Source organism: Labrys sp. E2SS-1L (genome assembly GCF_057073705.1).
The window spans coordinates 3,904,632-3,930,307 of record NZ_CP172712.1; the positions used below are offsets into that span (position 1 = coordinate 3,904,632).

The window sequence follows — 25,676 nt, forward strand, 5'->3', positions numbered from 1 at the left end:
GCTCTTCTCATGCAGGCTGGAGGCAAGTGTTATGGTTCGTCGCGTTGCAGGGCTGATCGGCGCAGCCCTTCTGAACGGCCTGGCCCTTGCAGCCGCCCTCGCCGGTGATGCCGCCACGCCCGACATCATTGGCTTTTCCAAGGACGGTCGCTATTTCGCCTTCGAGGAATACGGCACGCACGATGCCTCGATCCATCCCTACAGCACGATCTCCGTCATCGATCTCGACACGGGCAAATCCGTGCCCGACGCGCCCTTCACCATCGAGCATGACAAGGAAGGCCCCGAAGACGCCGCCCGCACCGAGGCGCGCAAAAAGGTGGAGCCGCTGCTGACCAGGCTCGGAATCGGCGAGAAACCGACCCGACAGGCCGTGTATGAGGGCGCACGGCTCTTCGATCCACCACTCCCCGACCAGGCCTACGCCACCATGGCCGCCGAAGCGACGAATCTCAGCATCGGCGATGCTGTTCCCGGAGGGGACGTCACGGTGGACGTCCTGCCCCGCACGATCACCGATGCGGCTTGCTCGGCTCTCGGACGCGACAAGCTCAAGAGCTTTTCACTGGTGCGCACCTTGCCTGAGAACAACAGGGACAATGAAATCGTCTATGTCGACGAGGCTTCCGGGCAAGAGCGCGGCTGTTCCCAGTCCAATGGACTGAATGCGCTTTTCGTCTACAAGCCGGCCAATGCCAAGCCGCGGCTCGTGGCATTGGTGAGCTATTGGCCTCATAGCTGGGAGGAACCTGACCGACGCCATCTCGCCATCCCCGTTCCCTTGCCGTGATGGAAGCCAGGTCCGCTACCACCGCCCGTGGCGCTTGTTCCAGGCAAACAGCAAGTCCGCGAAGCGGTCATAGGCGAAGCAGGTCAGCGTGTGGATCCCCGGTGCACCGAGCAGGCCGGCGATCCAGGCCTGTCCCGGCGTGCGCCGCCAGATGGCCAGAGCGACGTCGGCGCCGACCAGCAGACGGCCCTCCTCGTCCGTCGCATGCAGGCGTCGCCTGATATCGTCGAGGCTGGCGCCGAAACGCACGAGGGCATCCGGTTCGAGATTGATGTCCAGAAACTCGATGCGTCCGGCCTTGACCGCTTCCACGAGCCGGTTGCGTTGATGCCGGATGCCGGCATCGCAGACCGGGCATCTGGTGTTGTACCAGACCGTGAGGGGACGGGCGCCGCCGGCTTTTACAATCTCACTGGCCATCCCAGCTCTTCAGCGCCTCGATCTTGAGCTTGCGCTGCTCGTCAGCCGAAAGCTCGTAATTGCTCTTGTAGGGCGCGGATTCGAACGAGCCATAGGTCGGATTGGCGATCACGATCCAGTCATGTCCCCAATGGGACGCATTGTCTGCAAAGACCTTGTCGCGCTCTTCCGGCGTTCCCTTATAGGCATCGGTGAAGTCCCCGAGATTATCGCCGACCAGCAGCAGGATGCGATAATCCTTGGCAATCACGGCACGCCTTGTGCCCTTGGCCGACTTCCAGTCCGGCTGCTCCTTGGCGCTGAGGAAGGTGTCGACATTGCCACCATCGGGGAAGCCGAGCTTGGTCATCAACTGCACTGTCGGTTCTTCCTCCTCCTTTGTGCGGTTGGTGACGTAGAAGACTTTCACCCCCTTCGAGGCCGCATATTGGGTGAATTCAACCGCGCCAGGGATGACGGTATCGACTTGCGCCTTGACATATTTCGTCCAGGTTTCCGGCGTGAACCGTGTCCCCGCCTTGACGTTCCAGGCCTGGTAGTTGGAGGTGTTCAGCAAAGTGTCGTCGACATCGAGGACGATCGCCGGCGGATGATCCTTGAAATCGCCGGTCTGCTCGACGGGCGCGGCCGTCCAGGCGGGGTCGGCCAGGGCCTGGTCGAGCCTGATCTTCGCCAGGGCGAACATGGCCGTCGCATTGGCCTTGGCTTCCACGGCGGTCTGATCCCACAGCACGGCATTGAGATTGTCGTCGGGCTTGGCGCTGTCCTGCGCCTGGGCCGGAGCAGGTATGCCCGAAGCCGCGACAAGCGTCGATGAGAGGTAAAGTCCGATCAGTGCACCACGCATACCGTACTCCCGGTTTGGACCCGCAAAACAGAAACGATATCATCGCTCCCCGGTGGGTCAACGCGGCATGTTCTCGAGGACACGCGGCTAGAATGCTGCAACGCAGCATTTTCGTTGACAAACCAAGCATGGGGACTTATATGGCTCCATGTCCGGTTCGATCGAACCGTCCCTCCGTCCGCCAGTGCCTGTGGATCGCTCGAGGGTTTTGGACAGTCTGTCCCGGCACGTTGAGTTTCCTGCCGTTCCGCGTTTTGCCAAACATGGCTCTGCCGCGCTGTGGGATCCATCCGGATCGCCGCGCAGAGCGCTTCGACAATCTCTTCCTTCGACAGACAGAGCTGCCAATCGCGCAGGACGTTGCGGAAATGCGCGATGTCCACGATTGGCTTCGACAAATACCCCATGCGTTGGTCTATGATGACACCGGATCCACTGCCCGCTTTCCCTGGGCATGCCGGGCCGCCAACGCCAATTCGGAATAATTTCTGTGGTTCGTAAAAACAAACAAGCCGAGGCATTGGAACCCGCCCTGCCCAGCCGCGAAGACATCCTCGCTTTCATCGCCCGGTCGCATGGCCGCGCCGGCAAACGGGAGATCGCCCGTGAATTCGGCCTGGGCGGGGCCGAGAAGATCGCCCTCAAACATCTGCTCAACGAATTTGCCGACGAAGGTGTGGTGCAGCGCAGCCGCAAGGGCTTCAATGCGCCCGGCGCCCTGCCCTCGTCCGTCGTCGCCGACATCACCGGCCGCGATCGCGACGGCGAGCTCGTCGCCACCCCTTCGGACTGGAACGAGGACAATGGCAAGCCGCCACGCATCGTGGTGACCGTTCCCAAGCGCTTCGGCGGGGCTGCCCCCGGTGTTGGCTCCCGGGTTCTGCTGCGCATGGCCGACGGCAGCTCGGATCATCAGCCGACCGGGCGGGTGATCAAGGTGCTGGAGCGGCTGCGCCAGCGTATTCTCGGCGTCTTCCGCCGCCTTCCAAACGGCGAAGGCCAGATCGTTCCGATCGAGAAGCGCAATGCCGGGCGCGAAATGCTCGTGCGTCCTGACGATGCCGCAAAGGCGGAAGATGGCGAACTCGTCGCCATCGAGCCCCTGCGTGGCGCCCGCCATGGCCCGCCCATGGCGCGCATCGTCGAGCGCGTCGGCAAGGTTGGTAGCGAGAAAGCGATCAGCCTGATTGCCATCCATGCCCATGATATTCCCTATGTCTTCCGCAAGGACACGCTGGAGGAGGCGGAGGCGGCCAAGCCGGCGACGATGTCCGGTCGCGAAGACTGGCGGCGCCTGCCGCTGATCACCATCGACCCGGCCGATGCCAAGGATCATGACGACGCCGTCCATGCCGAGCCGGATCCCGATCCGGCCAATCCAGGCGGTCATATCCTGACCGTGGCGATCGCCGATGTCGCCGCCTATGTCAGGCCGGATTCGCCCCTCGATCGTGAAGCCTTGATCCGGGGGAATTCGGTGTATTTCCCCGACCGCGTCGTACCGATGCTGCCGGAGCGCATCTCCAACGACCTGTGCTCGCTGCGGGCCAACGAGGACAGGCCGGCGCTGGCCGTGCGCATGATCATCGCCGCTGATGGGCGCAAGCTGCGCCACAGCTTCCATCGCGTGATGATGCGTTCGGCCGCCAAGCTCTCCTACCAGCAGGCCCAGCGCGCCATCAACGGCGATACCGACGAAGTCACGGGCCCGTTGCTCGCTCCTGTGCTCCAGCCCTTGTGGGCCGCCTATGCCTGCCTCCGGACGGAGCGTGACGGCCGCGGGCCGCTTGATCTCGATCTGCCGGAGCGCAAGATCCTCTTGAAGCCCAACGGCATGGTCGACCGGGTCGTCGTTCCCCAGCGCCTCGACGCCCACCGGCTGATCGAGGAGTTCATGATCCTTGCCAATGTGGCGGCCGCCGAGACGCTGGAAGCCAAGAAGACGCCGCTGGTCTACCGCGTGCATGACGAGCCTTCGATGGAGAAGATCATCGCCCTGCGCGAGTTCCTCCACACGCTCGACATCCCGCTCTCCAAGCAGGGAGCGCTCAGGCCGAGCCAGTTCAACACCATCCTGGGAAGAGTCGCAGGCACCGATAACGCTCATCTCGTCAACGACGTGGTGCTGCGCTCGCAGAGCCAGGCCGAATATTCAGCCGACAATATCGGGCATTTCGGCCTGAACCTGCGCCGATATGCGCATTTCACCTCGCCGATCCGCCGCTATTCGGACCTGATCGTGCATCGCGCCCTGATCCGGGCCCTGCATCTGGGCGATGACGGCCTGCCGACGGAAATGACGCCTGCCATGCTGAGCGAGATCGCCGGCAGGATCTCGGCCTGCGAGCGACGCGCCATGACGGCCGAGCGCGAGACCATCGACCGCCTGATCGCCCATTTCCTTGCCGACCATGTCGGCGAGATCTTCCAGGGACGTGTCTCCGGGGTGATCAAGTCGGGCCTGTTCGTCAAGCTCGCCGAAACCGGCGCCGACGGCTTCGTGCCCGCCGCGACGATCGGTCACGACTATTATCGCTTCGAAGAGAACGCGCATCAGCTTATCGGTGCAGCCACGGGTGAATCCTTCCAGCTTGGCGACACGGTGTCGGTGAAGCTGGTGGAGGCAGCGCCCTTTGCCGGTGCGCTACGCTTCGAGATCGTCTCGGATGGCCAGCGGCGCCGCGCGCCCGGCCGAAAGGTCGGCGTGGTCAAGCGGCCGCGGATCACCGATCGCAAGGGCAATGCGGCCAAACGCAAGGCCAAGGCGCTCAAAGGCAAGCGCGCCGGGAAGGGAAGTCGGCGATGAACGAATATCGGCCCGAGCAGCGCGATGCGGCCCTCGCCATGCGGCGGGGCGCCTTCGGGCGTTGCCCCAATTGCGGCAAGGGCAAGATCTTCACCTCCTATCTCAAGGTCGCTCCTCGCTGCAGTGTCTGCGGGGAGGATCTGTCGCATCACCGTGCCGACGACGCTCCGCCCTATTTCACCATGCTGATCGTCGGCCACATCGTGGTTGCAGGCATCCTCACCTGCGTGATCGAGACGGAGATGCCGCTCTGGTCGCTCGGCGTGATCTTCGGTACGCTGACCATCGTGCTGTCGCTGGTCCTGCTGCCGATGATCAAGGGCGCCATCATCGGGCTGCAATGGGCGAATCGCATGCATGGTTTTTCCGGCAAGCCGGATCCCGATACGCTTTCTCCGTACTGAGCCATTTCCTTCTTGCTGAACCGATGTCCGAAATCCCGTCCTCGCCCTCCAAACCCCGTCCCGTCCACCCCCGCGATGCCGCTTCGCTGATCCTGCTCGATCGCACCGGCAAGACGCCGCGCGTCCTGATGGGAAGGCGGCATGCCGGTCATGCCTTCATGCCCGGCGTGATGGTGTTTCCCGGCGGGCGCGTCGAACCGGCCGATCGCAGCATGAGCGCCTATGGCACGCTGGCCGCCCATACCGAACGCGGCTTGCTCACGCGTGTCGTCAGCCCTTCCCCGGCCAAGGCCAGGGCACTGGCCCTGTGCGCGATCCGGGAAACCTTCGAGGAAACCGGCATCCTGCTCGGCGAAAAAGGGCTCGGTGCTCCCGCCACCAGCAGCGAGCACTGGCGCGCCTTTGCCGAACACGAGGTGTTCCCCTCGCCCGAAAGCCTGCATTTCGTCGCCCGCGCCATCACGCCGCCGGCGATGAAGCGCCGATTCGACACGCGCTTCTTCGTGGCCGATGCGAACTCCATCGCGCACCGGACCGAAGGCGTCGTGGGGCCCGACTCGGAGCTGATCGAGACGAAATGGCTCTCCTTCGACGAAGCCCGGGCGGAAGATCTGGTCTGGATCACCCGCACCATTCTCGAGGAAGTCGCCAAGAGACTGGAAATCGGCCTGGAGAAGGATGTCCCCGTGCCCTTCTATCGTGAGCAACGGGGGGTGCGGAGCCGGGAGGAGATCTAGGAGAGGCACGAATGGCCATCATGGCCGCACAATTCCAGCCGGCATGCGCTTCTTTTGGTTGACTTCGGCTCTTCCATGAGTAGTGTGCGCCAAGATTCAAAAGGGCCGCGCCATTGCGCGGCTTTGCTGCCTTAGCCGATACGGTCCGGTAGCAATATTCGGAGCATCACCATGGCCAAGGCCGCCACCATCAAGATCAAGCTGCTTTCGACGGCAGACACGGGCTACTTCTATGTCACCAAGAAGAACACCCGTACCAAGACCGAAAAGCTCGCAATGAAGAAGTACGACCCCGTCGCGCGCAAGCACGTCGAGTTCAAGGAAACCAAGATCAAGTAAGATCGGTTTCCGGATCGGAATCAAGGGCGCCTTCGGGGCGCCCTTTGTTTTTGCAAGGTTCGTGGGAGGTTACAGATGTCGATATCCGGCGAAACTCGCGGGCCCTCGCGCGGTTTGCAGTTCTTCATCCTCGCCTGCACCCTCCTGGTCGTCGGCTTCGGTTCCGGCGCCGCCACGGTCAGCCTCTCGGCCATCCTTCAGGAATTCGCGCTCTCCTACGCGCTCATAGGCGCCGTCACCTCCGGCGTTTTCCTGTTCCTCATCGTATTCCTCGCACTGGGCGGACGCCTGCGGGCGGTGGTCGGTGACAAACCCTTCTTGTTGACCGCAACGTCCGTCTTCGTGATTGGCGAAACGCTGGGGGGACTTGCTCCCGATTTTTCCGTCTGGGCCATCGGCCGCCTGCTTCAGGGAGCCGCGACCGGCAGCCTTCTTTCCGTCAGCCTTGCTTTTGCGGCCGACAATGCGCGACGCCAGTGGCGGAGCGATGCCATAAGCATCTTGCTCGCCCTCTATTTCCTCGGCGCCGCAGTGGGTCCCGGCGTGGCAGGCTATGTCACGGCGTTCTATAGCTGGCGCGACATTGCCTTCGCTTCGGCAGCTCTCGGCGTGATCGTGCTCATCCTGCAGGCTGCGTTCGTCACCACGCCCAGGCGGGCGGAAATCGAGACCGTTTTTGACTGAGCCGCATCCTGCCGCTACGCCGCCTTGCGGACATGGTCTTCCGCTGCTTCGCGGATGGCCGCGATATTGCCGGCATAATTTGCAGCCCCGCCCCGGAACACGGCCGATCCTGCCACGAGGGTATCGGCGCCGGCCGCGGCTACCAGGGCTGCCGTCTCGGGGTTGACGCCGCCATCGACCTCGAGACGGATCGGCCTTGTACCGATCATCGCCCGGATGCGCCGGATCTTGTCGAGCTGCGAGGTGATGAAGGCCTGCCCGCCAAAACCCGGATTGACCGTCATCACCAGGATGAGGTCGAGACGGTCGAGCACATAATCCAGCACGCTTTCCGGCGTCGCCGGGCAGATCGTCGCCCCCGCCTTGCAGCCCAGCGAGCGGATCGCCTGCAGCGAGCGATCGAGATGAGGGCCGGATTCGGCATGCACGGTGATGATGTCGGCACCAGCCTTGGCAAAGGCTTCCAGATAGGGATCGGCCGGCTTGATCATCAGATGCACGTCGAAGGGCTTCTTCGTGTAGGGCCTGACGGCCTTGATGACATCGGGCCCGAAGGTGATGTTGGGCACGAAATGCCCGTCCATCACATCGCAATGGATCCAGTCCGCCCCGCTCTCGTCGATAGCCTTGATCTCCTCGCCCAGCCGCGCGAAATCGGCCGACAGGATGGAGGGCGCGATCACGATCGGTTCTGCCATGATGATCTTCCTTTCCCTTGCAATCTTGGTCAGGCGCCTCCGCCATCGGGCTGTGCGCCCTTGGCGAAGACGCGGCTCGCCAGAACATCGGCCGCTTCGATGGTCATGATGTCGTCCGCAGTCAGCCTGCGGTCGAGGTCGTCGACAAGCCGGCTCGCCTGGCGTAGGCGGATGCGGTCGAGGGCATTGCGGATGGAGCGCGCATTGGAGAACAAGGGCTGGGTCTTGCGCAACTCGATGTAGCGGATGAACGCCGCCCGCGCCTGCGCATCGAAGCGGTAATTGCGCTCCTGCAGCATCAGCTCGGCAATCGACAGCAGTTCGCCTTCCTCATAATCGGGAAAATCGATGTGATGGGCGACCCGCGAGCGGAAGCCGGGATTGCTGGCGAAGAATTTCTGCATCCGATCTTCGTAACCGGCCAGGATCACCACCAGATCGTCGCGCTGCGTCTCCATCACCTGCAGCAGGATCTCGATGGATTCCTGGCCGTAGTCGCGCTCATTCTCGGGGCGGTAGAGGTAATAGGCCTCATCGATGAACAGCACGCCGCCCATCGCCTTCTTGAGGATCTCCTTGGTCTTCGGTGCGGTGTGACCGATATACTGGCCGACGAGATCGTCCCGCGTCACCGAAACCAGATGTCCACGCCGCACGAAGCCGAGGCGATGCAGGATGTCGGCCATGCGCAGGGCTACCGTGGTCTTGCCGGTACCGGGATTGCCGGTGAAGGACATGTGCAGGGTCGGCGGATCATTCGCCAGGCCGATCTTCTGCCGGATGCGCTCGATCATGAGAAGCGAAGCGATCTCGCGGATGCGCGTCTTCACCGGCTTGAGGCCGACCAGTTCGCGATCGAGCTGGGCGAAGACATCGGCAATGCCGACCGCCTCGAACTCCTGCCTGAGATCGATGGTCTCAGCTGCCGGCGTACCGGTCTCGGCGGCCACTTTCACGGTGTTTGCATCGAGCATGGTGATCCTCGCCGATAAAGACTCCGCCGCCCCAGGGGCGACGGAGCAAGTTGTCCGGCTGGTCGCCAGAGACGGGAGGCACTGCCGTCATCAGCCGGACTGGGAACGACTAGACATAGAGCCGGTGGGCGCCGCGCTTACCCTCCCCTGGAGGGGGAAGGTAACGAGACTGTCCACTTCCGCCCAAATCCGAGCCTATGAGCCGTAGCGCTGGCCTTCCGGCCGGTCCGCGGCATAGCTGTGGGTGGTGTAGCGGATGTTGCGTCCGACGCTTTCCTGACGTTCGAGGCGGAAGCCGGGCTCGTCCTTCGGGCGATTGACGATGAAGGAGATACGCACCGACTCCCAGCCATGCGTGGAATCGAAGCCCGAGATGCGGATATAGCGATCGCCATAGACGCGCCGGCATTCGGCCAGTTCCATCATCACGCCCGCCGCATCGCGCAAGTCGAACATCGGCAGGCCCCACATCTCCCAATAGGTGTTGCGGGGATGGGGATCGTCGGTGAACTCGATGTTCACCGCCCAGCCCTGTTCCAGGCAATATTGCACCTGCCGGCCGATCTGCTCGTCGGTGAGATCGGGCAGGAAGGAAAAACACCCTTGTGTGATACGCATCGTCTTTCTCCCTTCAGGCGGTGACGGCGACGGTGGGCACGAAGTCCGGCGTGTCGGTGGATTCGTAGTTGAAGGTGACGTCCTTCCACACCTCGAGCGCCTGCTTGAGCGGGGTACAGCTATTGGCCGCCCTGGCCAGGATTTCCGGGCCCTCATGCAGGTAGTCGCGCCCTTCGTTGCGGGCGAGGATCATTGCTTCCAGCGCCACGCGGTTGGCCGTGGCGCCGGCGGCGATTCCCTGAGGGTGGCCGATGGTGCCGCCGCCGAATTGCAGCACCACGTCCTCGCCGAGCAGGTGCAGAAGCTGGTGCATCTGGCCGGCATGGATGCCGCCGGACGCCACCGGCATCAGCTTGTTGAGGCTGGCCCAGTGCTGGTCGAAGAAGACACCATGTTCGAGGTTGGTCGGATTGAAGTCCTCGCGGCAGATATCGTAATAGCCGCGCGTGGTATTCGGGTCGCCTTCGAGCTTGCCGACCACGGTGCCGGCATGGATATGGTCGACGCCGGCGAGCCGCATCCATTTGGCGATGACGCGGAACGACACGCCATGGCTCTTCTGGCGCGTATAGGTGCTGTGGCCGGCCCGGTGCAGATGCAGGATCATGTCGTTGCGGCGCGCCCAGGCCGCCATCGACTGGATCGCGGTATAGCCGATCACCAGGTCGATCATCACGATGTTGGAGCCGATCTCCCGGGCGAAATCGGCCCGCTCATACATCTGCTCCATCGTGCCGGCGGTAACGTTGAGATAGGTCCCCTTGATCTCGCCGGACGCGGCCTGTGCCTTGTTCACGGCTTCCATGCAATAGAGGAAGCGCTCGCGCCAATGCATGAAGGGCTGCGAGTTGATGTTCTCGTCATCCTTGGTGAAATCGAGCCCCCCCTTCAGCGCCTCGTAGACGACGCGTCCATAGTTGCGGCCCGACAGGCCGAGCTTGGGCTTGACGGTGGCCCCTAGCAGCGGCCGGCCGAACTTGTCGAGCCGCTCGCGCTCGACCACGATGCCGGTCGCCGGTCCCTGGAAGGTCTTCACATAGGCCACGGGGAAGCGCATGTCTTCCAGGCGCAGCGCCTTCAAGGGCTTGAAGCCGAAGACATTGCCGATGATCGAGGCCGAGAGATTGGCGATCGAACCCGGCTCGAACAAATCGAGGTCGTAGGCGATATAGGCGAAGTACTGGCCAGGCGCGTTCGGCACCGGATCGACCCTGTAGCACTTGGCCCGGTATTTTTCCGCTGCCGTCAGCCGGTCCGTCCACACCACCGTCCAGGTGGCGGTGGAGGATTCACCCGCCACGGCCGCCGAGGCCTCAATAGGATCGACACCGTCCTGGGGGGTTACCCGAAACAGCGCGATGACGTCCGTGTCCTTGGGTTCGTAGTCGGGCTCCCAATAGCCCATCTTCTTGTATTCCATCGTGCCGGACCGGTAGCGATCCTTGCCGCGGACGGTTTGCGTATTCACATTCATCTCGTCCTCCTTGATTGGGTGGATTGCGCCAGTCCCTGGTCTCGACGCGTCCTTGCGAGCTTGATGAGCCCTTGCATCGCAAAGCGCCTCAGGCTGCGGCCGCCAGGCCTTCAACTTTCGGTTCCAGGCTGCCGGCGCGATAGCGCCGGGCCATTTCGGGCAGCGGAACGACCTTGATCCGCGAGGCGTGTCCCGCCGTGCCAAACGCCTCGAAACGTTCGCGGCAGAGGGTTTTCAGCCCTTCCATGGCAGGCTTGAGGAATTTGCGTGGATCGAACTCGCTGCGGTTCTCGCTGGCGACCTTGCGGAAGGCTGCGGTCATGGCGAGCCGGCAATCGGTATCGATATTGACCTTGCGCACGCCATGCCGAATGCCCCGGACGATCTCCTCGACCGGCACGCCCCAGGTCTGCGGCATCTCCCCGCCAAAGGCGTTGAACATGTCCTGCAACTCCTGCGGCACCGAGGAGGAACCGTGCATGACCAGATGCACACCGGGCATGCGACGATGGATTTCCTCGATCACATGCATGGCCAGGATGTCGCCATCGGGCTTGCGGCTGAATTTGTAGGCACCATGCGAGGTACCCATCGCGATAGCCAGGGCATCGACCCTGGTGGCCCGCACGAAATCCACCGCCTGATCGGGATCGGTGAGCAACTGGTCATCGCTGACTTCGCCGATGACGCCGTGGCCATCCTCCTGCTCACCTCCGCCCTGCTCGAGCGAACCGAGCACACCGAGTTCCCCCTCGACGGAAGCACCGACCCAATGGGCGAGATCGACGACACGGCGGGTGATCGCGACATTGTAGTCGTAACTTGCCGGTGTCTTGGCGTCGGCCTCGAGCGAGCCATCCATCATCACGGAGGTGAAACCGTAGCGCAGCGCCGTCGCGCAGGTCGCCTCCTCATTGCCGTGGTCGAGATGCAGGCAGAGGGGAATCTGCGGATACATCTCCTCCAGGGCCTCGACCATCTTCGCCAGCATGATGTCGTTGGCATAGGAGCGCGCGCCTCGAGAGGCCTGCAGGATCACGGGCGCATCGACGGCTGCCGCAGCCTCCATGATGCCGAGGGCCTGCTCCATATTGTTGATGTTGAAGGCTGGCACGCCATAGCCATGCTCGGCAGCGTCATCCAGCAATTGCCTGAGGGTGATACGGGCCATGCTGCCCTCCGTTTCAAATGCGACTTTTGAAATTTACAGACTGACAAACTATTCGGCTGGCCTGGACACGAGCCGGCGCGCGACCTCTGTGATGACGGTGGCGGTGATGCCGAACTCCCGGTAGAGGTCGCCGGCCGGCGCCGAGGCGCCGAAGCCTGTCATGCCGATGAAGACGCCGTCCGCCCCGAGCAGGCGCGGCCAATCACCTTCGACCGCCGCCTCCACGCCGATGCGCGGAGCCGTTCCCAAGACCGCCTGGCGATAGATCGGCCCCTGCCGTCGGAAGAGCTCGAAGCAGGGTGCCGACACCACGGCGGCGCGAATGCCCTCCTTCGCCAGGAGTTCGGCCGCCTCCACGGCGATCGAAACCTCCGAGCCCGTGGCGATCAAGGTAACGTCACGCACCCCTGGCGGCTCGACCAGGACATAGGCGCCGAGCGCGACCCCATTCACGCCGCAGTCGGAACGCAGCGTCGGCAGCGCCTGGCGCGACAGGCAGAGCACGGAAGGCTGCCTTTCGGCCGTCAACGCGCACTCCCAGGCCTCGGCGGTCTCGACGGCATCCGCTGGCCGGAACACCAGAAGGTTGGGAATGGCCCGCAACGCCGCCAGATGCTCCACGGGCTGGTGGGTCGGGCCGTCCTCGCCGAGACCGATGGAATCATGCGTCATCACATGGATCACGCGTAGCCCCATCAGGGCCGCCAACCGGATCGCCGGTCGCGAATAGTCGGCAAAGGCCAGGAAGGTACCGCCAAAGGGGATGAAGCCGCCATGCAGGGCGATGCCGTTCATCGCCGCGGCCATGCCGAACTCGCGCACGCCGTAATGGATGTAGCCGCCGGAGAAATCCTCGGCCTGGACCGGTTGCAATCCCTTTGCCTGGGTGAGGTTGGAATGGGTGAGGTCGGCTGAGCCTCCCAGGAGATTGGGCTGAGCGGCAACGATCGCATTGATGACCTGCTGGGAAGCCTGCCGCGTGGCGATCGTCGGGCATTCGCTGGCAAAGCGCTGACGGATATCGGCCAAGGCACGCTTCAGTTCAGCACCCACTTTGCCTTTGAGGGCTTCGTCGAACTGCCGCCTCTCGGCCTCGCCGACATCGCGCAGCCTCTGCTGCCAGGCTTCGTGCTCAGCCTTGCCGCGGGCACCCACGGCCAGCCAGGCCTCGCGGATCTCGGACGGAACCTCGAAGGGCTCGTATGGCCAGCCGAGGGCCTCGCGCGCCGCCTGGTTCTCCTCGGCACCGAGCGGCGCACCATGCACCTTTTCGGTGCCCTGCCGGTTGGGCGCACCGAAGCCGATGATGGTCCGGCAGGCGATGAGCGAGGGCCGTTCCGTCGCCCGTTCCTCGGCGATCGCCTTGGCCACGGCCTCGCGGTCATGGCCGTCGACCCGGCGCGCCGACCAGCCGGAAGCCGCAAAGCGCGCGAGTTGGTCGTCCGAGCAGGAGAGCGAGGTGGCCCCGTCGATCGAGATCTCGTTGTCGTCGAACAGCACGATCAGCTTGCCGAGCTTGAGATGGCCGGCCAGCGAAATCGCCTCGTGACTGATCCCTTCCATCAGGCAGCCATCGCCGGCGATGACATAGGTATGGTGGTCGACGAGATCGTCTCCGAAGCGGGCGTTGGCGAGGCGCTCGGCCAAGGCCATGCCGACGGCCGTCGCCAATCCCTGCCCGAGCGGGCCCGTCGTGGTCTCCACGCCTTGCGTGTGGCCATATTCGGGATGTCCCGGCGTCCTGGAGCCCCATTGCCGGAAGGACTTCAGCTCCTCCAGCGTGAGTTCGGGGTAGCCGGTGAGATGCAGGAGGCCATAGAGCAACATCGAGCCATGTCCAGCCGAGAGCACGAAGCGGTCCCGATCCGGCCAAGCCGCGTCCGACGGATCGAACTTCAGGAAGCGGGAGAACAGCACGGTGGCGACGTCGGCCATGCCCATGGGCATGCCGGGATGGCCGGACTTGGCCTTCTCCACGGCATCAATGGCCAGGAAGCGCAGGGCATTGGCCATGTCGCGATGCGGCACCGAGGTCTCGAAAGTGGCTGATGGTGTCGAGATATTCACGGGCATGTCCTCCCATTCCGCTGCCCTGGGCAGACGGTGGTGTGGTTCACGGAAAGGCTCTGTGTCTTGTGGGCGCGCTGTCAGGCAGCGCGTTTCTTGCGTTCGACCAGCTGCAGGATCAGCGGCGTCAGGATGAGCTGCATGGCCAGATCCAGCTTGGAGCCGTGGATGACGATGGAGTTGGCCCGCGACATGAAACTGTTGGGGATCATCGACAGCAGATAGGGAAAATCGATCCCCCGCGGCACCTGAAAGCGGATCACCACCATCGACTCATCCGGCGTCGGGATCCAGCGCGCGATGAAGGGGTTGGAGGTATCCACCGTCGGCACGCGCTGGAAATTGATGTCGGTATGGGTGAATTGCGGGCAGATATAATTCACATAGTCCGGCATGCGCCGCAGGATGGTGTCGGTCACCGCTTCGGTCGAATAACCCCGCGTGCTACGGTCGCGATGCAGCTTCTGGATCCACTCGAGATTGATCACCGGCACGACGCCGATCTTGAGATCGGCATATTTGGCAACGTCGACCTCGTCGGTCACCACCGCTCCATGCAGCCCTTCATAGAAGAGCAGGTCGGTGCCTGAGGGCAGCGGCTTCCAGGGCGTGAACGTGCCGGGCGGGGCCCCGTAGAGAATCTCCTCCTCGTCATCATGGACATAGTGGCGCGTGGTGCCGGTTCCATGGTTGCCATAGTCGCGGAACAGTGCCTCCAGCTCCGCGAACAGATTGGTTTCCGGGCTGAAATGGCTGAAATGTTTGTTACCTCTGGCCGCCTCATCCGCCATGTGGGCCCGCATCTCTGCCCTGTCATAGCGATGAAAGGAATCGCCCTCGACATAGGCCGCCTCGATGTTCTCCCTGCGGAAGATCTGCTCGAAGGTCCGCTTGACCGAGGTCGTGCCGGCGCCGGACGAGCCGGTAATGGAAATGATCGGATGCTTGATCGACATGGTATTCCCCGAGCTCAAACGCGGAAGAGGCCGCGATTGGCGAACAAGGGCGCCGAGGTCGGCGGCCACAAGCCCGGCCTGTTATGCAGCGTTTCCAAACGAGCGACCTTGTTGGTGGCCCCGAGGATCAGCGGTACACGCTGATGCAGCGAGGTCGCGCGGATATCGAGAATACGGATACGGCCATTCGACCCCGCCCCTCCCGCCCTCTCCATCAGGAAAGCCATGGGATAGGCTTCGTAGATCAGTCGCAGGCGCCCCTGCCCGTAGCCGCTCCTGGCGTCGGCCGGGTAGAGATAGATGCCGCCTCGGGTGAGAGCCCGGAACGTGTCGGCCACCAGTGCCCCGTGCCAGCGCATGTTGTGGTCGCGCCCTGACGGACCATCGGCGCCAGCCTGGCATTCGTCGATGAAAGCCCGCACCGGCTCCTCCCAATGCCGGTAATTGGAGGCATTGATCGAATATTCCGGCTGGTCCTGGTCCGGCAGGCGGACATTGGCCTGGGTCAGGCGGAAGTGGCCGCTGCGACGGTCGAGCGTGAAAATGTCCACCTCCTCGCCGAGCGAAAGCACCAAGGTCGTCTGCGGGCCGTAGATGACGAAGCCCGCGGCAAGCTGGCTGGTGCCTGCCGGCCAGACCAGGGTGCGGTCGGCCGCCGATGCCAGCACGAACTCATCCGGTGTCGGCATGATGGAAAAGATCGTGCCCACGGGCATGTTGAGCTCGAGATTGCCGGAGCCGTCGACCGGATCGATGGCGACACAGAGAGGCTGGCTCGCATCCCAGATCTCCAGTTCGTCGACTTCCTCCGAGGCGAAGGCCGCAATCGCGCAGACCTTCAGAGCTTCCCGGAACTGGCGGTCGGCCCAGACGTCCATATCCTTCTGTTCGTCTCCGCCGGCGTTGTGGCCACGGGCCTCCTCGACGATCTCGGCGAGGGTCCCCAGCGACACTGCCTCCGACACGCGGATGGCCGCCGCGGCGAGGCTGGCGACGACTTCGGCAACCGCAACCCTGAGCATGTCACTGCCAGCGTGGCGGGTGAGATAGGCGTCCAGAGTCGGCTTGTCGGTCATCGGCATTCTCCCCCGGATGACGCCTCCTGCGAGGCATCGTCATTTCGCGATCTTTCGAGGAGCTTGACCGAAAATAGAAAATAATCGAAATTTTGTTTTCTTCGCCTTTGCAAAAGTTTTCCTTATATGGCCGTTCGCCTGCGAGACATCACCCGTCGGCAGCTGCGTGCCCTCGCCGCCATCGCGTCGAGCGGCTCGGTGACGTCGGCCGCCAAGGCCCTGCACCTCACCCAACCGGCGGTGACATTGCAGCTGCGCAATCTGCAGGACCTTGCCGACCTGCCCTTGCTGCAACGGACCGGCGACGGCATGATCCTCACCGATGCCGGCGTCGAGATGCTGCAATTGCACAGCCGTATCGAGGCAGCCATTGCCGATTGCGAAGCGACACTGGGCATCATCTCCGGGAAAACTGCCGGACGTGTCTCGATCGGGGCCGTCAGTACCGCCAAGTACTTCGTCCCCTTCATCATCGCGGCCTTCTCGCGCGCGCATCCTCGGATCGAAGTGACATTGTCGATCGGCAATCGCGCTGAAATCATGCAGGCCTTACGCGACTACAAGCTCGACGTCGCCATCACCGGCCGCCCGCCGCCCGACATCGAGGTCGAGAAGCACCTGATCGGCCAGAACCCGCATGTCATCATCGCATCGCACACTCACTGGCTGGCCAAGGAGCGAGGCCTTGCCGCAGTCGATTTGTCGCATGAGACCTTCCTCACGCGCGAGCCCGGATCGGGCACGCGCATGCTGATGGAACGCCTGTTCGAGCAGACGGAACTTGCGCCCCATATCGGCATGGAGTTCGACTCGAACGAGACGATCAAGCAGAGTGTGATCGCCGATCTCGGCATCGCCTTCCTTTCGGCCCATACGGTTGCGACCGAACTGGAAGACGGACGCCTGGTGACCTTGGACGTGGCAGGCCTGCCGGTGACGCGGCAATGGTTCGTGGTACGCCGGGTCGACAAGGTGCTGCTCCCCCCGGCCCAGGAAGCGCTCGATTTCATTGCCAGGGAGGCGTCTCAATACCTGCCGCGCCCGCCCCTCAGCCACGACTGACACAACGAGAACTTCTGGGATCCAGGCATCCCTCGATGCCCCTCAAGATCGCTACTCTCCCAGGAAACCGCGCACCGTTTCCAGGAACTTCGCCACCGAGATCGGCTTCGACAGATAGGCCTCGCACCCGCCCTGGCGGATGCGTTCCTCGTCGCCCTTCATGGCGAAAGCGGTGATGGCGACCACCGGGATCGATTTCAGCTCATCGTCATCCTTGAGCCATCGTGTCACCTCGAGGCCCGAAACCTCCGGCAGCTGGATATCCATCAGAATCAGGTCGGGACGATGCTCGCGCGCCAGGTTCATCACATTGATGCCACTGCGGGTTTCCACGATGTCGTAGCCGTTGGCTTCCAACAGATCATGGAAGAGCTTCATGTTGAGCTCGTTATCTTCCACGATCAGGACTTTCTTGGCCATGAAGACCCTCGTCTGCGCCAAAGCATCTTTCGATCCGGCACAATCGCCGGGAATCGCAAAGACGCGTCAATACAAAGAGTTAGAACAAGGAAGCGTTTTCAGCAAAACGCACTTTGCTCTAGAATGAACCGCGGATATCGGGGCTGCGAATCTGTTTTCAACCACGCCCGCTTACCGGCATGTTGTTAGCAGTCAGTCCTTACCAAACGGGAAATCAAATGTTCAGGCAAACCGCCGGGCAGGCAGCTCAAAAGCAACGTGCCGAAGAAATCGCGACGGCGGCTCTCGGCTTCATTGCTGCCAATGAAGATCGACTCAATGGTTTCTTCATGGCAACCGGCCTGTCACCCGAGGAGATTCGCAGTGCCGCAGCCAAGCCTGGATTTCTAGCTTCGGTGCTGCAGCACGTCCTCTCGGATGAAGAGAGTGCTGCCGGCTTTGCCGCGGAAAATGGCCTCTCCCCCGAAGACCTGCAACGGGCGGCGTTCCAGCTCGGCCTTCGTTGGGATTGATGAGCGCGCTCTGCCGAGACTGTCTTGGCGAGGCTGGCGAGGCGGATCGCTGCCCTGCCTGCCGCTCGCCCCGCATCATCCGGCATCGGCAACTCGAGCGCCTCACGATCGCCCATGTCGACTGCGATGCCTTCTACGCCACCATCGAGAAGCGCGACGATCCTTCGCTGGCCGACAAGCCGGTCATCGTCGGCGGCGCCAAGCGCGGCGTAGTCTCAACCGCCTGCTACATCGCCCGCACCTATGGGGTCCGTTCGGCCATGCCGATGTTCCAGGCACTCAAGCTCTGCCCGGACGCGGTGGTCGTCAGGCCTAATATGGAGAAATATGTCGAGGTCGGCCGCCAGGTCCGCGACATGATGCTGGCGCTGACGCCGCTGGTCGAGCCGCTTTCGATCGACGAAGCCTTTCTCGACCTCAGCGGCACGGACCGCCTGCACCATGCCAGCCCGGCGCGCACGCTGCTGCGCTTTGCCAACCAGGTCGAGAAGGAACTGAGGATCACCGTCTCCATCGGGCTCTCCGCCAACAAATTCCTGGCCAAGACGGCCTCCGATCTGGAAAAGCCTCGCGGCTTTGCCGTGCTCTCGCCCGAGGAGGCACCGGACTTTCTCGCCCCGCGCCCGATCTCCTTCATCTGGGGCGTCGGCAAGGCCGGGGCAGCCCGTTACGAAAAGGACGGGCTTCGCACGATCGCCGATCTGCAGAAGGCCGGAGAACTGCCTCTGATGCGGCGCTACGGCGTCGAAGGACAGCGGCTTGCCCGCCTCGCCTTTGGCCGCGATGCCCGCAGGGTCGACCCAGAGGGCGACCGCAAATCCGTCTCGGCCGAGACCACCTTCGATCATGATCTTGCCAGCGGTGAAAGCCTGCTGCCGATTCTCTGGCAATTGTCGGAAAAGGTGTCGTCCCGGCTGAAGAAATCCGCCATTGCCGGCTCGACCGTGACGTTGAAGCTGAAATCGGCCGATTTTCGTCTCCGCACTCGCGCCCAGAGCCTGCATGAACCGACACGCCTGGCTACCCGCATCTTCGAAACCGGCAAGAAACTGTTGGCGAAGGAGACGGATGGCACCCAATATCGCCTGATCGGCATCGGGGTCACCGGCCTCGCCGATCTGGCCGATGCCGATCACGGCGATCTCGCCGACCCCAACGCCAAACGCCTGGTCGCGACCGAAAACGCCATCGATGCCGTCCGGGCGAAGTTCGGCAAGACCGCCATGCAAAAGGGCATCGCCTTCAAGCCCGACAAAAGCGAGACCTAGAGCATCGTACCGAAAAGTGGGCGCCGCCTTTCGGCAAAAGCGATGCGACAACAATGACCTACAGCCGCAGGCAACGCTATGGGCTGCGATAGACGCCGATATCCAGCTTCTTGCCGCCGTTGATGTTGATTCCCGCAACCCTGGAAACCGGATCAGCCTTTGTGCCGTTCGCAGCGAGGCGGGCCAGAAACGCAGGCTCGAAACGCTTGTCGACAAAGGCGACCCGGCAGGCGCCCTGCCCCAGGAAATCCGCTGCGCCTTCGGGGCTGGGCATATCCAGATCCGTCCCGGCCAGGAAGACCAAACTGGGCTCGCGGAAGCCAACGCTCGCGGCTGCAACATGCGGGCATTGCGACGTCTGTGCCGCCGCGGCCAGGCGCGGGCTGATGGCCATGGCCTGCAGTTTGGGAATGGCACCGGCATAGATGCCCCAATAGAGCAACAGGCTGGTGGCGAGACAGGCCAGAACGGCCTCGGCGCCTCTGTCCTCTCCCAGCCGCCGCCAGGCCAACCATGCCGCCGCTATCGCCAGGATGGCAAAGGGCAGTGTCAGCCAGGCAATCTCCCGCTGATAGAACCACACCGCGCCGACCGCGACGACGGCCAACACCAGCGCCAGGAAGGGAATGAGCCCCGCCACGATGCGAGCCCACAGGCTTCGCGAGAGTCCATCGTCGCAAACAGCCGCAGCGATCAGGATGGCGATCGCCGGATAGACCGGCAGGACGTAGTGCGGCAGCTTGGTGGGGAAGAATTCGAAGACGAGCCAGAACGGCACCAACCAGGCCAGCAGGAAGACCACCGATGCGGTTCGGCGCTGCCGCCAGATCCATGGCACGGCCAGGGCGGCCAGCGGCGCGAAGGGCCAGAACGTGCCCCAGAAGACGGCGAGATAGGTCCCGGGCCAGCCGCCATGGGATTCCTGGGCACCCGCCACCTTGTTCAGCATGTCCTTGCCGACCGATTCCTGCAGGAAGGCACCCTTGGTCTGGATCATGATGGCGATGAACCAGGGCGACACCAGGACGAGAGTGAAGAGGATGCCCCAAAGCCAGCGCAGGTTTCCGAGCCAGCGCCAGTCACGCGTGGCAGCCACCGTACCGGCAATGGTCAAGGCCACGAGAAGGGCTCCGATCGGCCCCTTGATCAGGATGGACGCCGCCATGCCGATCCAGAACACGGCCGGCAGGCTCAAGCCCACCGGCAAGGGATCGCCACGCCGGGAGGCCATGAAGAAGCGGGCCAGCACACCCACCATCGCCATCACCGTCAAAAGCTGGGTCGCGTCCGTCTTGGCCAGGCGCGCTTCGACGCCAAGCAGCAGGCAGCCGGCCATCATCAGTCCTGCCAGCAGGGCCGCGCGGCGGCCCACGAGCGGAATGGCAGTCCACCAGGTCAGCAGCACCGCACCGATCGCGGCAATCAGCGAGGGAATGCGATAGAGCCAGATCGTGGTGCGCGCCTCTGGAACTCCAAGGCTCTCCCCCAGGCTGACGGCAGCCGTCTGCAGCCAGTAAATGCCGACCGGCTTCTTGAGCCTGGCCTCGTCCTGGAAGCGGATACTGACGAAATCGCCGCTCTCCAGCATCTGCTTGGAGGCCTGTGCGAAGCGCGGCTCGTCCCGATCCATCGGCGGCAGACCGGTGAAGCCGGGTGCGAGGGCCAGGAAGGTTACGAGCAGGAGCGTTGCAAGCGCGAGCAGGTTGGAACCAGCCAGCCGATCGACCATACGAACCGGCCCGTGGGCGGCGGCAGGTGCTTCGGATAAGGCGGCCATGCTAACCTCCACCGGTCTCGCCGATCTTCGATAAGGAACGAAGACCGCCGTGCGCTGCCTATTGCCCAGGCCCATGGCCGGTTGTCCAGCGGGATGGCGACCCCAGCAGGGCTCGAACCTGCGACCTAGCGCTTAGAAGGCGCTCGCTCTATCCAGCTGAGCTATGGGGCCAGTCCAAAGCCGGACGCAAACGCTCAATGGGTCCACTGACCGATGCGCGAAACCTTGAAGTTGTCCGAATAGGATACGATCTTCGTCGTCGCCTCTTGCGGCTCGAAGATCTGATAGGCGATGCCGTTGCGGGTGGCGTAGGCGATGGCCTCTTCCTTGGTCGCGAAACGCAGCTTGACCTGCTGCTTCATGTCGCCCGAGGAGGTCCAGCCCATCAGCGGCTCGACCGAGCGCGGCTCCTCCGGCTCGAACTCCAGGAGCCAGTCCTTCGTCTTCGCCGAACCGGACTGCATGGCCGTACGTGCCGGCTTGTAGATTCTCGCTGTCATCGTTCGCCGTCCGCCTTTCGTCTCATCCGTCGCTGGTCGGGGCAGCAGGATTCGAACCTGCGACCTATAGTACCCAAAACTATCGCGCTACCAGGCTGCGCCATACCCCGTTCAGGACGAATGTGAGCTTACTAAGGGGCCTCGCAGAGAACCGCAAGGGTCTGGGCGCTCCGATTTCAAAAAGTTGTATGACTGCGTCAGCTCGTCAAGGCTTGAAGATCGGATAGCTCACCTTGTCGCCGGGCTTGATGCCCAGCTTGTCCGCCGTTCCGGCCACCACTTCCAAAACCGCCAGCACCGGTGCGCCGGACATGATCGTACGCGTCGACAAGGGCTCGGCACGCTTCTCGATGCGCTGGATCGTGCCGTCCCCGCGAATGAAGATCATGTCGAGCGAAACATAGGTATTCTCCATCCAGAACGAAGCGATGCGCTCCGCCGCGAATGGAAAGAGCATGCCTTTGTCCGGCTCCAGGCTGCGCCTGAACATCATGCCGCGCCGCTGTTCGTCCTCGGTCCGCATGACTTCGACCTGGAAGTCGCGCTGACCACCTGTGGTGGCAATCGACAAGGGTTCGAACACGCCGTCCTCGGCCGGTGAGGCCGAAAGACCGGCAATACTCACAAATAACGCGAGAACAGTAGTATAAACTATTGAAAGAAGAGGGTTCTTGCGCATTCTCGTCAATGGGACTGAGGACCAGACGGACCATCCGCAAGCTTGAGCTCGGCAGCCATCAGCCCTTTGGGTCCCGTGCCGAAGCGTACCATCAGGATCTGACCGGGCTTGAGGTCCATGATGCCGAACCGCCGCAAGGTCTCCATATGGACGAAGATATCCGGCGTGCCGTCTCCCCGCGAGACGAAACCGAAACCGCGCAAGCGGTTGAACCATTTCACCGTCGTCGGCTCGAAACCGCCGGTCGGCGTCACCTGCACATGGGTGCGCGCTGGCGGGAGCTGGGCGGGATGGACAGCGGTGGATTCGTCCATCGACAGGATGCGGAACACCTGCAGGCCCTTGGCGCGCTGCGTGGCCTCGACGACGACACGCGAGCCTTCAAAGGCCGCCTGGTAGCCGTCCCGACGCAAGACACTGACATGAAGCAGGATATCCTGGCCGCCATTGTCCGGAACGATGAACCCATAGCCCTTGGCAATGTCGAACCACTTGATGGTGCCGGCGACCTCCAGCAAGCCTGCCGGCCTCTCGTCCGGATGTCCCCCGGAGTCGCGAACTGGCTCGAACCTCGCTTCAAAATCGTTCGTACCCATCTACGCCATCCAACACATTGCCCACGGACTGGGCCGCCGCACGATTCTTGATGCTGCTACGATAACACCCCCAGGCTCAACGGAAAGCCCGAATTAACATTTTTGTGCCTCATCTTCATACAATCGCAAAACGTCCCTAAAATCGACGAACTCTCGATAAACCGGCCACATTTACAGGGTGAACCCCTCGAGTAAATCGCCGATCTCTCCCCTCAGCAGCAACTGGGCATAAGGGTCGCTCGGCGTCTCCTCCCGGTTGACGATCACCACGCGTGCGCCCTGGCGATGGGCAAGACGCGGCAGATCGGCAGCCGGATAGACGACCAAGGACGAGCCGACGACCACGAAAAGATCGCAGGTCTTGGCGAGTTCCGTAGCCCGTCGCATCGCCGCCTCCGGCATGGGCTGCCCGAAAGATATCGTCGCCGTCTTGATGAAACCGCCGCAATCATCGCAGCGCGGCGCCTGCCCGCTCGCCAGGAACGGTCCCCGCAAGGCTGCAATCTCATAGCGCCTGGCGCAGTCGAGGCATGTCGCATAGGTGGTGTTGCCGTGCACTTCCACCACGGCATCGGCAGGAATGCCCGAATCCTGGTGCAGATTATCGATATTCTGCGTGATCACCGCCGGGCATTTGCCCGCATGCACCCAGGAAGCGATCGTCTGATGGCCCCGCGTCGGTCGTGCCAGGCGGATCTCGTCATCCATGTCGAAACGCCGGCGCCAGCTCTCGCGCCGGGCCTCGTCGTCGGCCAGGAACTCATCGAAGGGAATCGGCTTCATCCGGCTCCAGCGGCCGCCGGGCGAACGGAAGTCCGGAATGCCGGCCTCGGTCGACAGCCCGGCGCCGGTAAAGGCGACGACGCGATCGGCTCGCGCCAGCATCTGCGCAAAGCGAAGAAGTTTTTCGCGATGCACGGCGTCCTTGTCGGCGGCGGCAATCGGCATTAGGCCTTACCTCCCCAATTGCGATGAGGATCCAATGAAATATTTGCACACCATGGTTCGCGTGCGCGACCTCGATGCCTCGCTCAAATTCTACGTCGACATCTTCGGCCTGGTCGAGGGCCGTCGCTATGAAAACGAGAAGGGTCGCTTCACCCTGGTCTTCCTGGTCGCCCCCGAGGATCTCGAAGCCTTCAGGGCCGGCAAGGCCCCTGCCCTCGAGCTGACCTACAACTGGGATACCGAAGACTACGGCAGCGCGCGCAATTTCGGCCACCTCGCCTATGAGGTCGACGACATCTATGCCTTCTGCGCCAAGCTGCAGCAGGCCGGCATCACCATCAATCGCCCGCCTCGTGACGGCCACATGGCCTTCGTGCGCTCCCCGGATCTGATCTCGATCGAGATCCTGCAGAAGGGCGATTCTCTGCCGCCGGCCGAGCCCTGGTCCTCGATGGCCAACACCGGCGTGTGGTGAAACGGGGCATTTTTGCCCCAAAACCGGCACCTAAAGCGCTCGGCACAACTAATTTCACAAAGGCGGCATATTCCTCTTGCCGCCTGCGATTCACCCCTCTATATGTCCGCCCGCCGCGCCCTTCGTCTATCGGTCAGGACGCCACCCTTTCACGGTGGAGAGAGGGGTTCGATTCCCCTAGGGCGCGCCACACTGCTAAGTCAGCTCTGACTTATCAATGGCTTACTGACCGAAATTGTCGCACCTCCCGTAACCGCCCCTCAAGGTGCGACACGGCTGTGCCGTTTCCGTTCCAGCGGTTCCGTCAAAACCTTGGCTGCAACGAGCGTCTCCGCGATGCGTTTGAAACCCTTTGTCGCCAGGACGAGCGCCCTCGCCTTCTTGGTATAGGTGCCGGACTGGCGATTGTTCGCCCAGCCATACATCGCCTCGAGCTCGACCTCTGAGCCGCCATTCTCCGAACAGAGAGTCGCGCCGCCTTTGCGCAGTCCATGGGCGGTGCAGTCCGGTAGCTTTGCTTCCGTGCAGCGATCCTTGAACCAATTCCCGAACGCGGCGCCGGATGCAAATGGCTTTCCATATGCTGTCAGAAGGTATGGCAACTGATCAGTCTCGGGCATCGCCTCGATCGCCTGCACCAACGGCCAGGGCATTTCGGTAATCAGGTCGGCGCCTGTCTTGCTGGTCTTGAAGTTCACCTTTCCCGATCGCGCATGCTGGCGCCCGAACTTAGTCGCGTCGGATCGACGGAGGCCGGTAAAAAGCAGGACCATGCAGGCCAGGTAAGGCATCGTCCCGATGGGATGTCTTTCCACATAGGCCCTGATGTCTTCGACCGTCCAGGTGTAGAATCCTTCGGTCTCGATCTTGATTTTCGGAATGCCGGCCGCCGGGCTGGTCTCGATGATTTTGACGCCGACGGCCCAGGTATACAGGGCTTTCATGGACTTCAGCCACTCGTTGGCATTCCCTGGCACCGCCGAGCGCTTCGCCACTCCCTTGGCTATGTTCTCGCCGGGGATCACCATAGGCTTGTGCCCGTGTTCCTTCTTCATGGCCTCCAGAAACTTGCGCCGGCGCTTCCGGCCGAGCGCTTCCATGGTGAGGAATTTGGTGGATTCCGTGAAATAGCGATCGATCAGCCAGCCCAAGGTTTTTGGAGCAAACGGCAATCGAACATCATGCTTGGCGGCCTTGGCCTCATTCTCCTCGACGCCGACAAACAGCGATTTCACCGCGGCACGATACTCGTCGAGGAATTCCGGGGACGAGACCGGGTGTTTGAGGCGGATCCGCTTACCCTTCAGGCGAGCATAGACCACGCGCCGACCATGGCGCGTTTTCTCCTCGCTCAGATACTTGAGATCGACCTCCATTG

General features: G+C 62.8%; 28 protein-coding genes and 3 tRNA genes. 12 read left to right on the forward strand and 19 right to left on the reverse strand.

The window, feature by feature from the left end; translation table 11 throughout:
* Positions 1 to 31 precede the first annotated feature (31 nt).
* Entirely contained in the window at positions 32 to 790 is a 759-nt protein-coding gene (locus ACIGJE_RS18065) for a DUF2259 domain-containing protein (RefSeq protein ID WP_311934823.1), read from the forward strand.
* 15 nt (positions 791 to 805) lie between these two features.
* Here ACIGJE_RS18065 and ACIGJE_RS18070 read toward each other — a convergent pair whose 3' ends face one another.
* On the reverse strand, positions 806 to 1,210 hold the full coding sequence (locus ACIGJE_RS18070) for a thiol-disulfide oxidoreductase DCC family protein (RefSeq protein WP_311934824.1): 405 nt from the start codon (positions 1,208 to 1,210) through the stop codon (positions 806 to 808).
* Entirely contained in the window at positions 1,200 to 2,057 is an 858-nt protein-coding gene (locus ACIGJE_RS18075) for a 5'-nucleotidase, lipoprotein e(P4) family (RefSeq protein ID WP_311934825.1), read from the reverse strand. The genes ACIGJE_RS18070 and ACIGJE_RS18075 overlap by 11 nt, the downstream gene beginning before the upstream one ends.
* A 490-nt stretch (positions 2,058 to 2,547) precedes the next feature.
* Here ACIGJE_RS18075 and rnr point away from each other — a divergent pair, with 490 nt between their 5' ends.
* The 5 genes from rnr (at position 2,548) to ACIGJE_RS18100 (ending at position 7,027) form a co-directional block, all read left to right on the forward strand.
* Positions 2,548 to 4,863, forward strand: a complete 2,316-nt coding sequence (rnr, locus tag ACIGJE_RS18080; RefSeq protein WP_483678231.1) for a ribonuclease R — start codon at positions 2,548 to 2,550, stop codon at positions 4,861 to 4,863.
* On the forward strand, positions 4,860 to 5,267 hold the full coding sequence (locus ACIGJE_RS18085; protein ID WP_311934827.1) for a DUF983 domain-containing protein: 408 nt from the start codon (positions 4,860 to 4,862) through the stop codon (positions 5,265 to 5,267). Before rnr ends, ACIGJE_RS18085 begins: the two co-directional genes overlap by 4 nt.
* A 23-nt stretch (positions 5,268 to 5,290) precedes the next feature.
* The gene (locus tag ACIGJE_RS18090) at positions 5,291 to 6,004 is read left to right on the forward strand and encodes an NUDIX hydrolase (protein ID WP_311934828.1); all 714 of its coding nucleotides are present in this window, start codon (positions 5,291 to 5,293) and stop codon (positions 6,002 to 6,004) included.
* A 171-nt stretch (positions 6,005 to 6,175) separates the two neighbouring features.
* On the forward strand, positions 6,176 to 6,343 hold the full coding sequence (rpmG, locus tag ACIGJE_RS18095; RefSeq protein WP_068297055.1) for a 50S ribosomal protein L33: 168 nt from the start codon (positions 6,176 to 6,178) through the stop codon (positions 6,341 to 6,343).
* A gap of 75 nt (positions 6,344 to 6,418) precedes the next feature.
* A complete protein-coding gene (locus tag ACIGJE_RS18100) occupies positions 6,419 to 7,027 on the forward strand; it encodes an MFS transporter (RefSeq protein WP_311934829.1) in 609 nt (202 codons plus the stop codon).
* Between the two features lie 14 nt (positions 7,028 to 7,041).
* On the opposite strand, the gene rpe is transcribed toward ACIGJE_RS18100, so the two are convergent.
* The 8 genes from rpe to ACIGJE_RS18140 form a co-directional block, all read right to left on the reverse strand.
* Positions 7,042 to 7,725 (reverse strand): ribulose-phosphate 3-epimerase, encoded by a 684-nt coding sequence (rpe, locus tag ACIGJE_RS18105; RefSeq protein WP_311934830.1) that lies wholly within the window; start codon positions 7,723 to 7,725, stop codon positions 7,042 to 7,044.
* A gap of 29 nt (positions 7,726 to 7,754) precedes the next feature.
* A complete protein-coding gene (cbbX, locus tag ACIGJE_RS18110) occupies positions 7,755 to 8,699 on the reverse strand; it encodes a CbbX protein (RefSeq protein WP_394308786.1) in 945 nt (314 codons plus the stop codon).
* Between the two features lie 195 nt (positions 8,700 to 8,894).
* On the reverse strand, positions 8,895 to 9,317 hold the full coding sequence (locus ACIGJE_RS18115) for a ribulose bisphosphate carboxylase small subunit (RefSeq protein WP_311934832.1): 423 nt from the start codon (positions 9,315 to 9,317) through the stop codon (positions 8,895 to 8,897).
* 13 nt (positions 9,318 to 9,330) lie between these two features.
* Positions 9,331 to 10,791, reverse strand: coding sequence for a form I ribulose bisphosphate carboxylase large subunit (locus tag ACIGJE_RS18120; RefSeq protein ID WP_311934833.1), 1,461 nt, complete (start codon positions 10,789 to 10,791; stop codon positions 9,331 to 9,333).
* 88 nt (positions 10,792 to 10,879) lie between these two features.
* Positions 10,880 to 11,962, reverse strand: coding sequence for a class II fructose-bisphosphate aldolase (gene fba, locus ACIGJE_RS18125; RefSeq protein ID WP_415081338.1), 1,083 nt, complete (start codon positions 11,960 to 11,962; stop codon positions 10,880 to 10,882).
* 48 nt (positions 11,963 to 12,010) lie between these two features.
* Positions 12,011 to 14,035, reverse strand: coding sequence for a transketolase (gene tkt, locus ACIGJE_RS18130; RefSeq protein WP_415081340.1), 2,025 nt, complete (start codon positions 14,033 to 14,035; stop codon positions 12,011 to 12,013).
* Between the two features lie 74 nt (positions 14,036 to 14,109).
* A complete protein-coding gene (locus ACIGJE_RS18135) occupies positions 14,110 to 14,985 on the reverse strand; it encodes a phosphoribulokinase (RefSeq protein WP_311934836.1) in 876 nt (291 codons plus the stop codon).
* Positions 14,986 to 14,999: 14 nt separating this feature from the next.
* Positions 15,000 to 16,061 carry a class 1 fructose-bisphosphatase gene (locus tag ACIGJE_RS18140; RefSeq protein WP_311934837.1) on the reverse strand — a complete coding sequence of 354 codons (1,062 nt, stop codon included), beginning with the start codon at positions 16,059 to 16,061 and terminating at the stop codon, positions 15,000 to 15,002.
* Positions 16,062 to 16,187: 126 nt separating this feature from the next.
* Here ACIGJE_RS18140 and ACIGJE_RS18145 point away from each other — a divergent pair, with 126 nt between their 5' ends.
* Positions 16,188 to 17,123, forward strand: a complete 936-nt coding sequence (locus ACIGJE_RS18145) for a LysR family transcriptional regulator (protein ID WP_311934838.1) — start codon at positions 16,188 to 16,190, stop codon at positions 17,121 to 17,123.
* A gap of 51 nt (positions 17,124 to 17,174) precedes the next feature.
* Here the strand turns inward: ACIGJE_RS18145 and ACIGJE_RS18150 are convergent, their stop codons facing one another.
* Positions 17,175 to 17,543, reverse strand: coding sequence for a response regulator (locus ACIGJE_RS18150; protein ID WP_068297025.1), 369 nt, complete (start codon positions 17,541 to 17,543; stop codon positions 17,175 to 17,177).
* Between ACIGJE_RS18150 and ACIGJE_RS18155 the strand changes: the two genes are divergently transcribed.
* From ACIGJE_RS18155 to ACIGJE_RS18165, 3 genes are all read left to right on the forward strand, one after another.
* Positions 17,542 to 17,670: a hypothetical protein gene (locus ACIGJE_RS18155; RefSeq protein WP_311934839.1), complete on the forward strand. Its 129-nt coding sequence runs from the start codon at positions 17,542 to 17,544 to the stop codon at positions 17,668 to 17,670. The genes ACIGJE_RS18150 and ACIGJE_RS18155 overlap by 2 nt on opposite strands.
* 91 nt (positions 17,671 to 17,761) lie before the next feature.
* Positions 17,762 to 18,055 (forward strand): DUF3572 domain-containing protein, encoded by a 294-nt coding sequence (locus tag ACIGJE_RS18160; RefSeq protein ID WP_311934840.1) that lies wholly within the window; start codon positions 17,762 to 17,764, stop codon positions 18,053 to 18,055.
* Positions 18,055 to 19,323: a DNA polymerase IV gene (locus ACIGJE_RS18165; protein ID WP_415081344.1), complete on the forward strand. Its 1,269-nt coding sequence runs from the start codon at positions 18,055 to 18,057 to the stop codon at positions 19,321 to 19,323. The genes ACIGJE_RS18160 and ACIGJE_RS18165 overlap by 1 nt, the downstream gene beginning before the upstream one ends.
* 76 nt (positions 19,324 to 19,399) lie before the next feature.
* Here the strand turns inward: ACIGJE_RS18165 and ACIGJE_RS18170 are convergent, their stop codons facing one another.
* From ACIGJE_RS18170 to ACIGJE_RS18200, 7 genes are all read right to left on the reverse strand, one after another.
* Positions 19,400 to 21,100 (reverse strand): ArnT family glycosyltransferase, encoded by a 1,701-nt coding sequence (locus tag ACIGJE_RS18170; RefSeq protein ID WP_415081346.1) that lies wholly within the window; start codon positions 21,098 to 21,100, stop codon positions 19,400 to 19,402.
* Positions 21,101 to 21,194: 94 nt separating this feature from the next.
* Positions 21,195 to 21,271, reverse strand: a tRNA-Arg gene (locus ACIGJE_RS18175).
* A gap of 23 nt (positions 21,272 to 21,294) precedes the next feature.
* Positions 21,295 to 21,600, reverse strand: coding sequence for an ETC complex I subunit (locus ACIGJE_RS18180; protein ID WP_311934843.1), 306 nt, complete (start codon positions 21,598 to 21,600; stop codon positions 21,295 to 21,297).
* Positions 21,601 to 21,633: 33 nt separating this feature from the next.
* Positions 21,634 to 21,710 (reverse strand) — tRNA-Pro (locus ACIGJE_RS18185).
* A 95-nt stretch (positions 21,711 to 21,805) separates the two neighbouring features.
* A complete protein-coding gene (locus tag ACIGJE_RS18190) occupies positions 21,806 to 22,279 on the reverse strand; it encodes a DUF192 domain-containing protein (protein ID WP_483678237.1) in 474 nt (157 codons plus the stop codon).
* A gap of 5 nt (positions 22,280 to 22,284) precedes the next feature.
* Positions 22,285 to 22,875, reverse strand: coding sequence for a cold-shock protein (locus ACIGJE_RS18195; RefSeq protein WP_105864580.1), 591 nt, complete (start codon positions 22,873 to 22,875; stop codon positions 22,285 to 22,287).
* A gap of 171 nt (positions 22,876 to 23,046) precedes the next feature.
* Complete coding sequence (locus ACIGJE_RS18200; protein ID WP_415081351.1) at positions 23,047 to 23,823, reverse strand: SIR2 family NAD-dependent protein deacylase; 777 nt, start codon at positions 23,821 to 23,823, stop codon at positions 23,047 to 23,049.
* Between the two features lie 34 nt (positions 23,824 to 23,857).
* Here ACIGJE_RS18200 and ACIGJE_RS18205 point away from each other — a divergent pair, with 34 nt between their 5' ends.
* Both ACIGJE_RS18205 and ACIGJE_RS18210 read left to right on the forward strand, forming a co-directional pair.
* Positions 23,858 to 24,298: a VOC family protein gene (locus ACIGJE_RS18205; RefSeq protein WP_311934845.1), complete on the forward strand. Its 441-nt coding sequence runs from the start codon at positions 23,858 to 23,860 to the stop codon at positions 24,296 to 24,298.
* Positions 24,299 to 24,413: 115 nt separating this feature from the next.
* Positions 24,414 to 24,488, forward strand: a tRNA-Glu gene (locus ACIGJE_RS18210).
* A 70-nt stretch (positions 24,489 to 24,558) separates the two neighbouring features.
* On the opposite strand, the gene ACIGJE_RS18215 is transcribed toward ACIGJE_RS18210, so the two are convergent.
* Positions 24,559 to 25,674, reverse strand: coding sequence for a tyrosine-type recombinase/integrase (locus ACIGJE_RS18215; RefSeq protein WP_483678239.1), 1,116 nt, complete (start codon positions 25,672 to 25,674; stop codon positions 24,559 to 24,561).
* Between the last annotated feature and the right edge of the window lie 2 nt (positions 25,675 to 25,676).

Bases quoted from the DNA above. Each gene is read 5' to 3' on its own strand.
- ACIGJE_RS18065 (WP_311934823.1), top strand. From the start codon at position 32: ATGGTTCGTCGCGTTGCAGGGCTGATCGGCGCAGCCCTTCTGAACGGC.
- ACIGJE_RS18070 (WP_311934824.1), bottom strand. From the start codon at position 1,210: ATGGCCAGTGAGATTGTAAAAGCCGGCGGCGCCCGTCCCCTCACGGTC.
- ACIGJE_RS18075 (WP_311934825.1), bottom strand. From the start codon at position 2,057: ATGCGTGGTGCACTGATCGGACTTTACCTCTCATCGACGCTTGTCGCG.
- ACIGJE_RS18085 (WP_311934827.1), top strand. From the start codon at position 4,860: ATGAACGAATATCGGCCCGAGCAGCGCGATGCGGCCCTCGCCATGCGG.
- ACIGJE_RS18090 (WP_311934828.1), top strand. From the start codon at position 5,291: ATGTCCGAAATCCCGTCCTCGCCCTCCAAACCCCGTCCCGTCCACCCC.
- rpmG (WP_068297055.1), top strand. From the start codon at position 6,176: ATGGCCAAGGCCGCCACCATCAAGATCAAGCTGCTTTCGACGGCAGAC.
- ACIGJE_RS18100 (WP_311934829.1), top strand. From the start codon at position 6,419: ATGTCGATATCCGGCGAAACTCGCGGGCCCTCGCGCGGTTTGCAGTTC.
- rpe (WP_311934830.1), bottom strand. From the start codon at position 7,725: ATGGCAGAACCGATCGTGATCGCGCCCTCCATCCTGTCGGCCGATTTC.
- cbbX (WP_394308786.1), bottom strand. From the start codon at position 8,699: ATGCTCGATGCAAACACCGTGAAAGTGGCCGCCGAGACCGGTACGCCG.
- ACIGJE_RS18115 (WP_311934832.1), bottom strand. From the start codon at position 9,317: ATGCGTATCACACAAGGGTGTTTTTCCTTCCTGCCCGATCTCACCGAC.
- ACIGJE_RS18120 (WP_311934833.1), bottom strand. From the start codon at position 10,791: ATGAATGTGAATACGCAAACCGTCCGCGGCAAGGATCGCTACCGGTCC.
- fba (WP_415081338.1), bottom strand. From the start codon at position 11,962: ATGGCCCGTATCACCCTCAGGCAATTGCTGGATGACGCTGCCGAGCAT.
- tkt (WP_415081340.1), bottom strand. From the start codon at position 14,035: ATGCCCGTGAATATCTCGACACCATCAGCCACTTTCGAGACCTCGGTG.
- ACIGJE_RS18135 (WP_311934836.1), bottom strand. From the start codon at position 14,985: ATGTCGATCAAGCATCCGATCATTTCCATTACCGGCTCGTCCGGCGCC.
- ACIGJE_RS18140 (WP_311934837.1), bottom strand. From the start codon at position 16,061: ATGACCGACAAGCCGACTCTGGACGCCTATCTCACCCGCCACGCTGGC.
- ACIGJE_RS18145 (WP_311934838.1), top strand. From the start codon at position 16,188: ATGGCCGTTCGCCTGCGAGACATCACCCGTCGGCAGCTGCGTGCCCTC.
- ACIGJE_RS18155 (WP_311934839.1), top strand. From the start codon at position 17,542: ATGAAGACCCTCGTCTGCGCCAAAGCATCTTTCGATCCGGCACAATCG.
- ACIGJE_RS18150 (WP_068297025.1), bottom strand. From the start codon at position 17,543: ATGGCCAAGAAAGTCCTGATCGTGGAAGATAACGAGCTCAACATGAAG.
- ACIGJE_RS18160 (WP_311934840.1), top strand. From the start codon at position 17,762: ATGTTCAGGCAAACCGCCGGGCAGGCAGCTCAAAAGCAACGTGCCGAA.
- ACIGJE_RS18165 (WP_415081344.1), top strand. From the start codon at position 18,055: ATGAGCGCGCTCTGCCGAGACTGTCTTGGCGAGGCTGGCGAGGCGGAT.
- ACIGJE_RS18170 (WP_415081346.1), bottom strand. From the start codon at position 21,100: ATGGCCGCCTTATCCGAAGCACCTGCCGCCGCCCACGGGCCGGTTCGT.
- ACIGJE_RS18180 (WP_311934843.1), bottom strand. From the start codon at position 21,600: ATGACAGCGAGAATCTACAAGCCGGCACGTACGGCCATGCAGTCCGGT.
- ACIGJE_RS18190 (WP_483678237.1), bottom strand. From the start codon at position 22,279: ATGCGCAAGAACCCTCTTCTTTCAATAGTTTATACTACTGTTCTCGCG.
- ACIGJE_RS18195 (WP_105864580.1), bottom strand. From the start codon at position 22,875: ATGGGTACGAACGATTTTGAAGCGAGGTTCGAGCCAGTTCGCGACTCC.
- ACIGJE_RS18200 (WP_415081351.1), bottom strand. From the start codon at position 23,823: ATGCCGATTGCCGCCGCCGACAAGGACGCCGTGCATCGCGAAAAACTT.
- ACIGJE_RS18205 (WP_311934845.1), top strand. From the start codon at position 23,858: ATGAAATATTTGCACACCATGGTTCGCGTGCGCGACCTCGATGCCTCG.
- ACIGJE_RS18215 (WP_483678239.1), bottom strand. From the start codon at position 25,674: ATGGAGGTCGATCTCAAGTATCTGAGCGAGGAGAAAACGCGCCATGGT.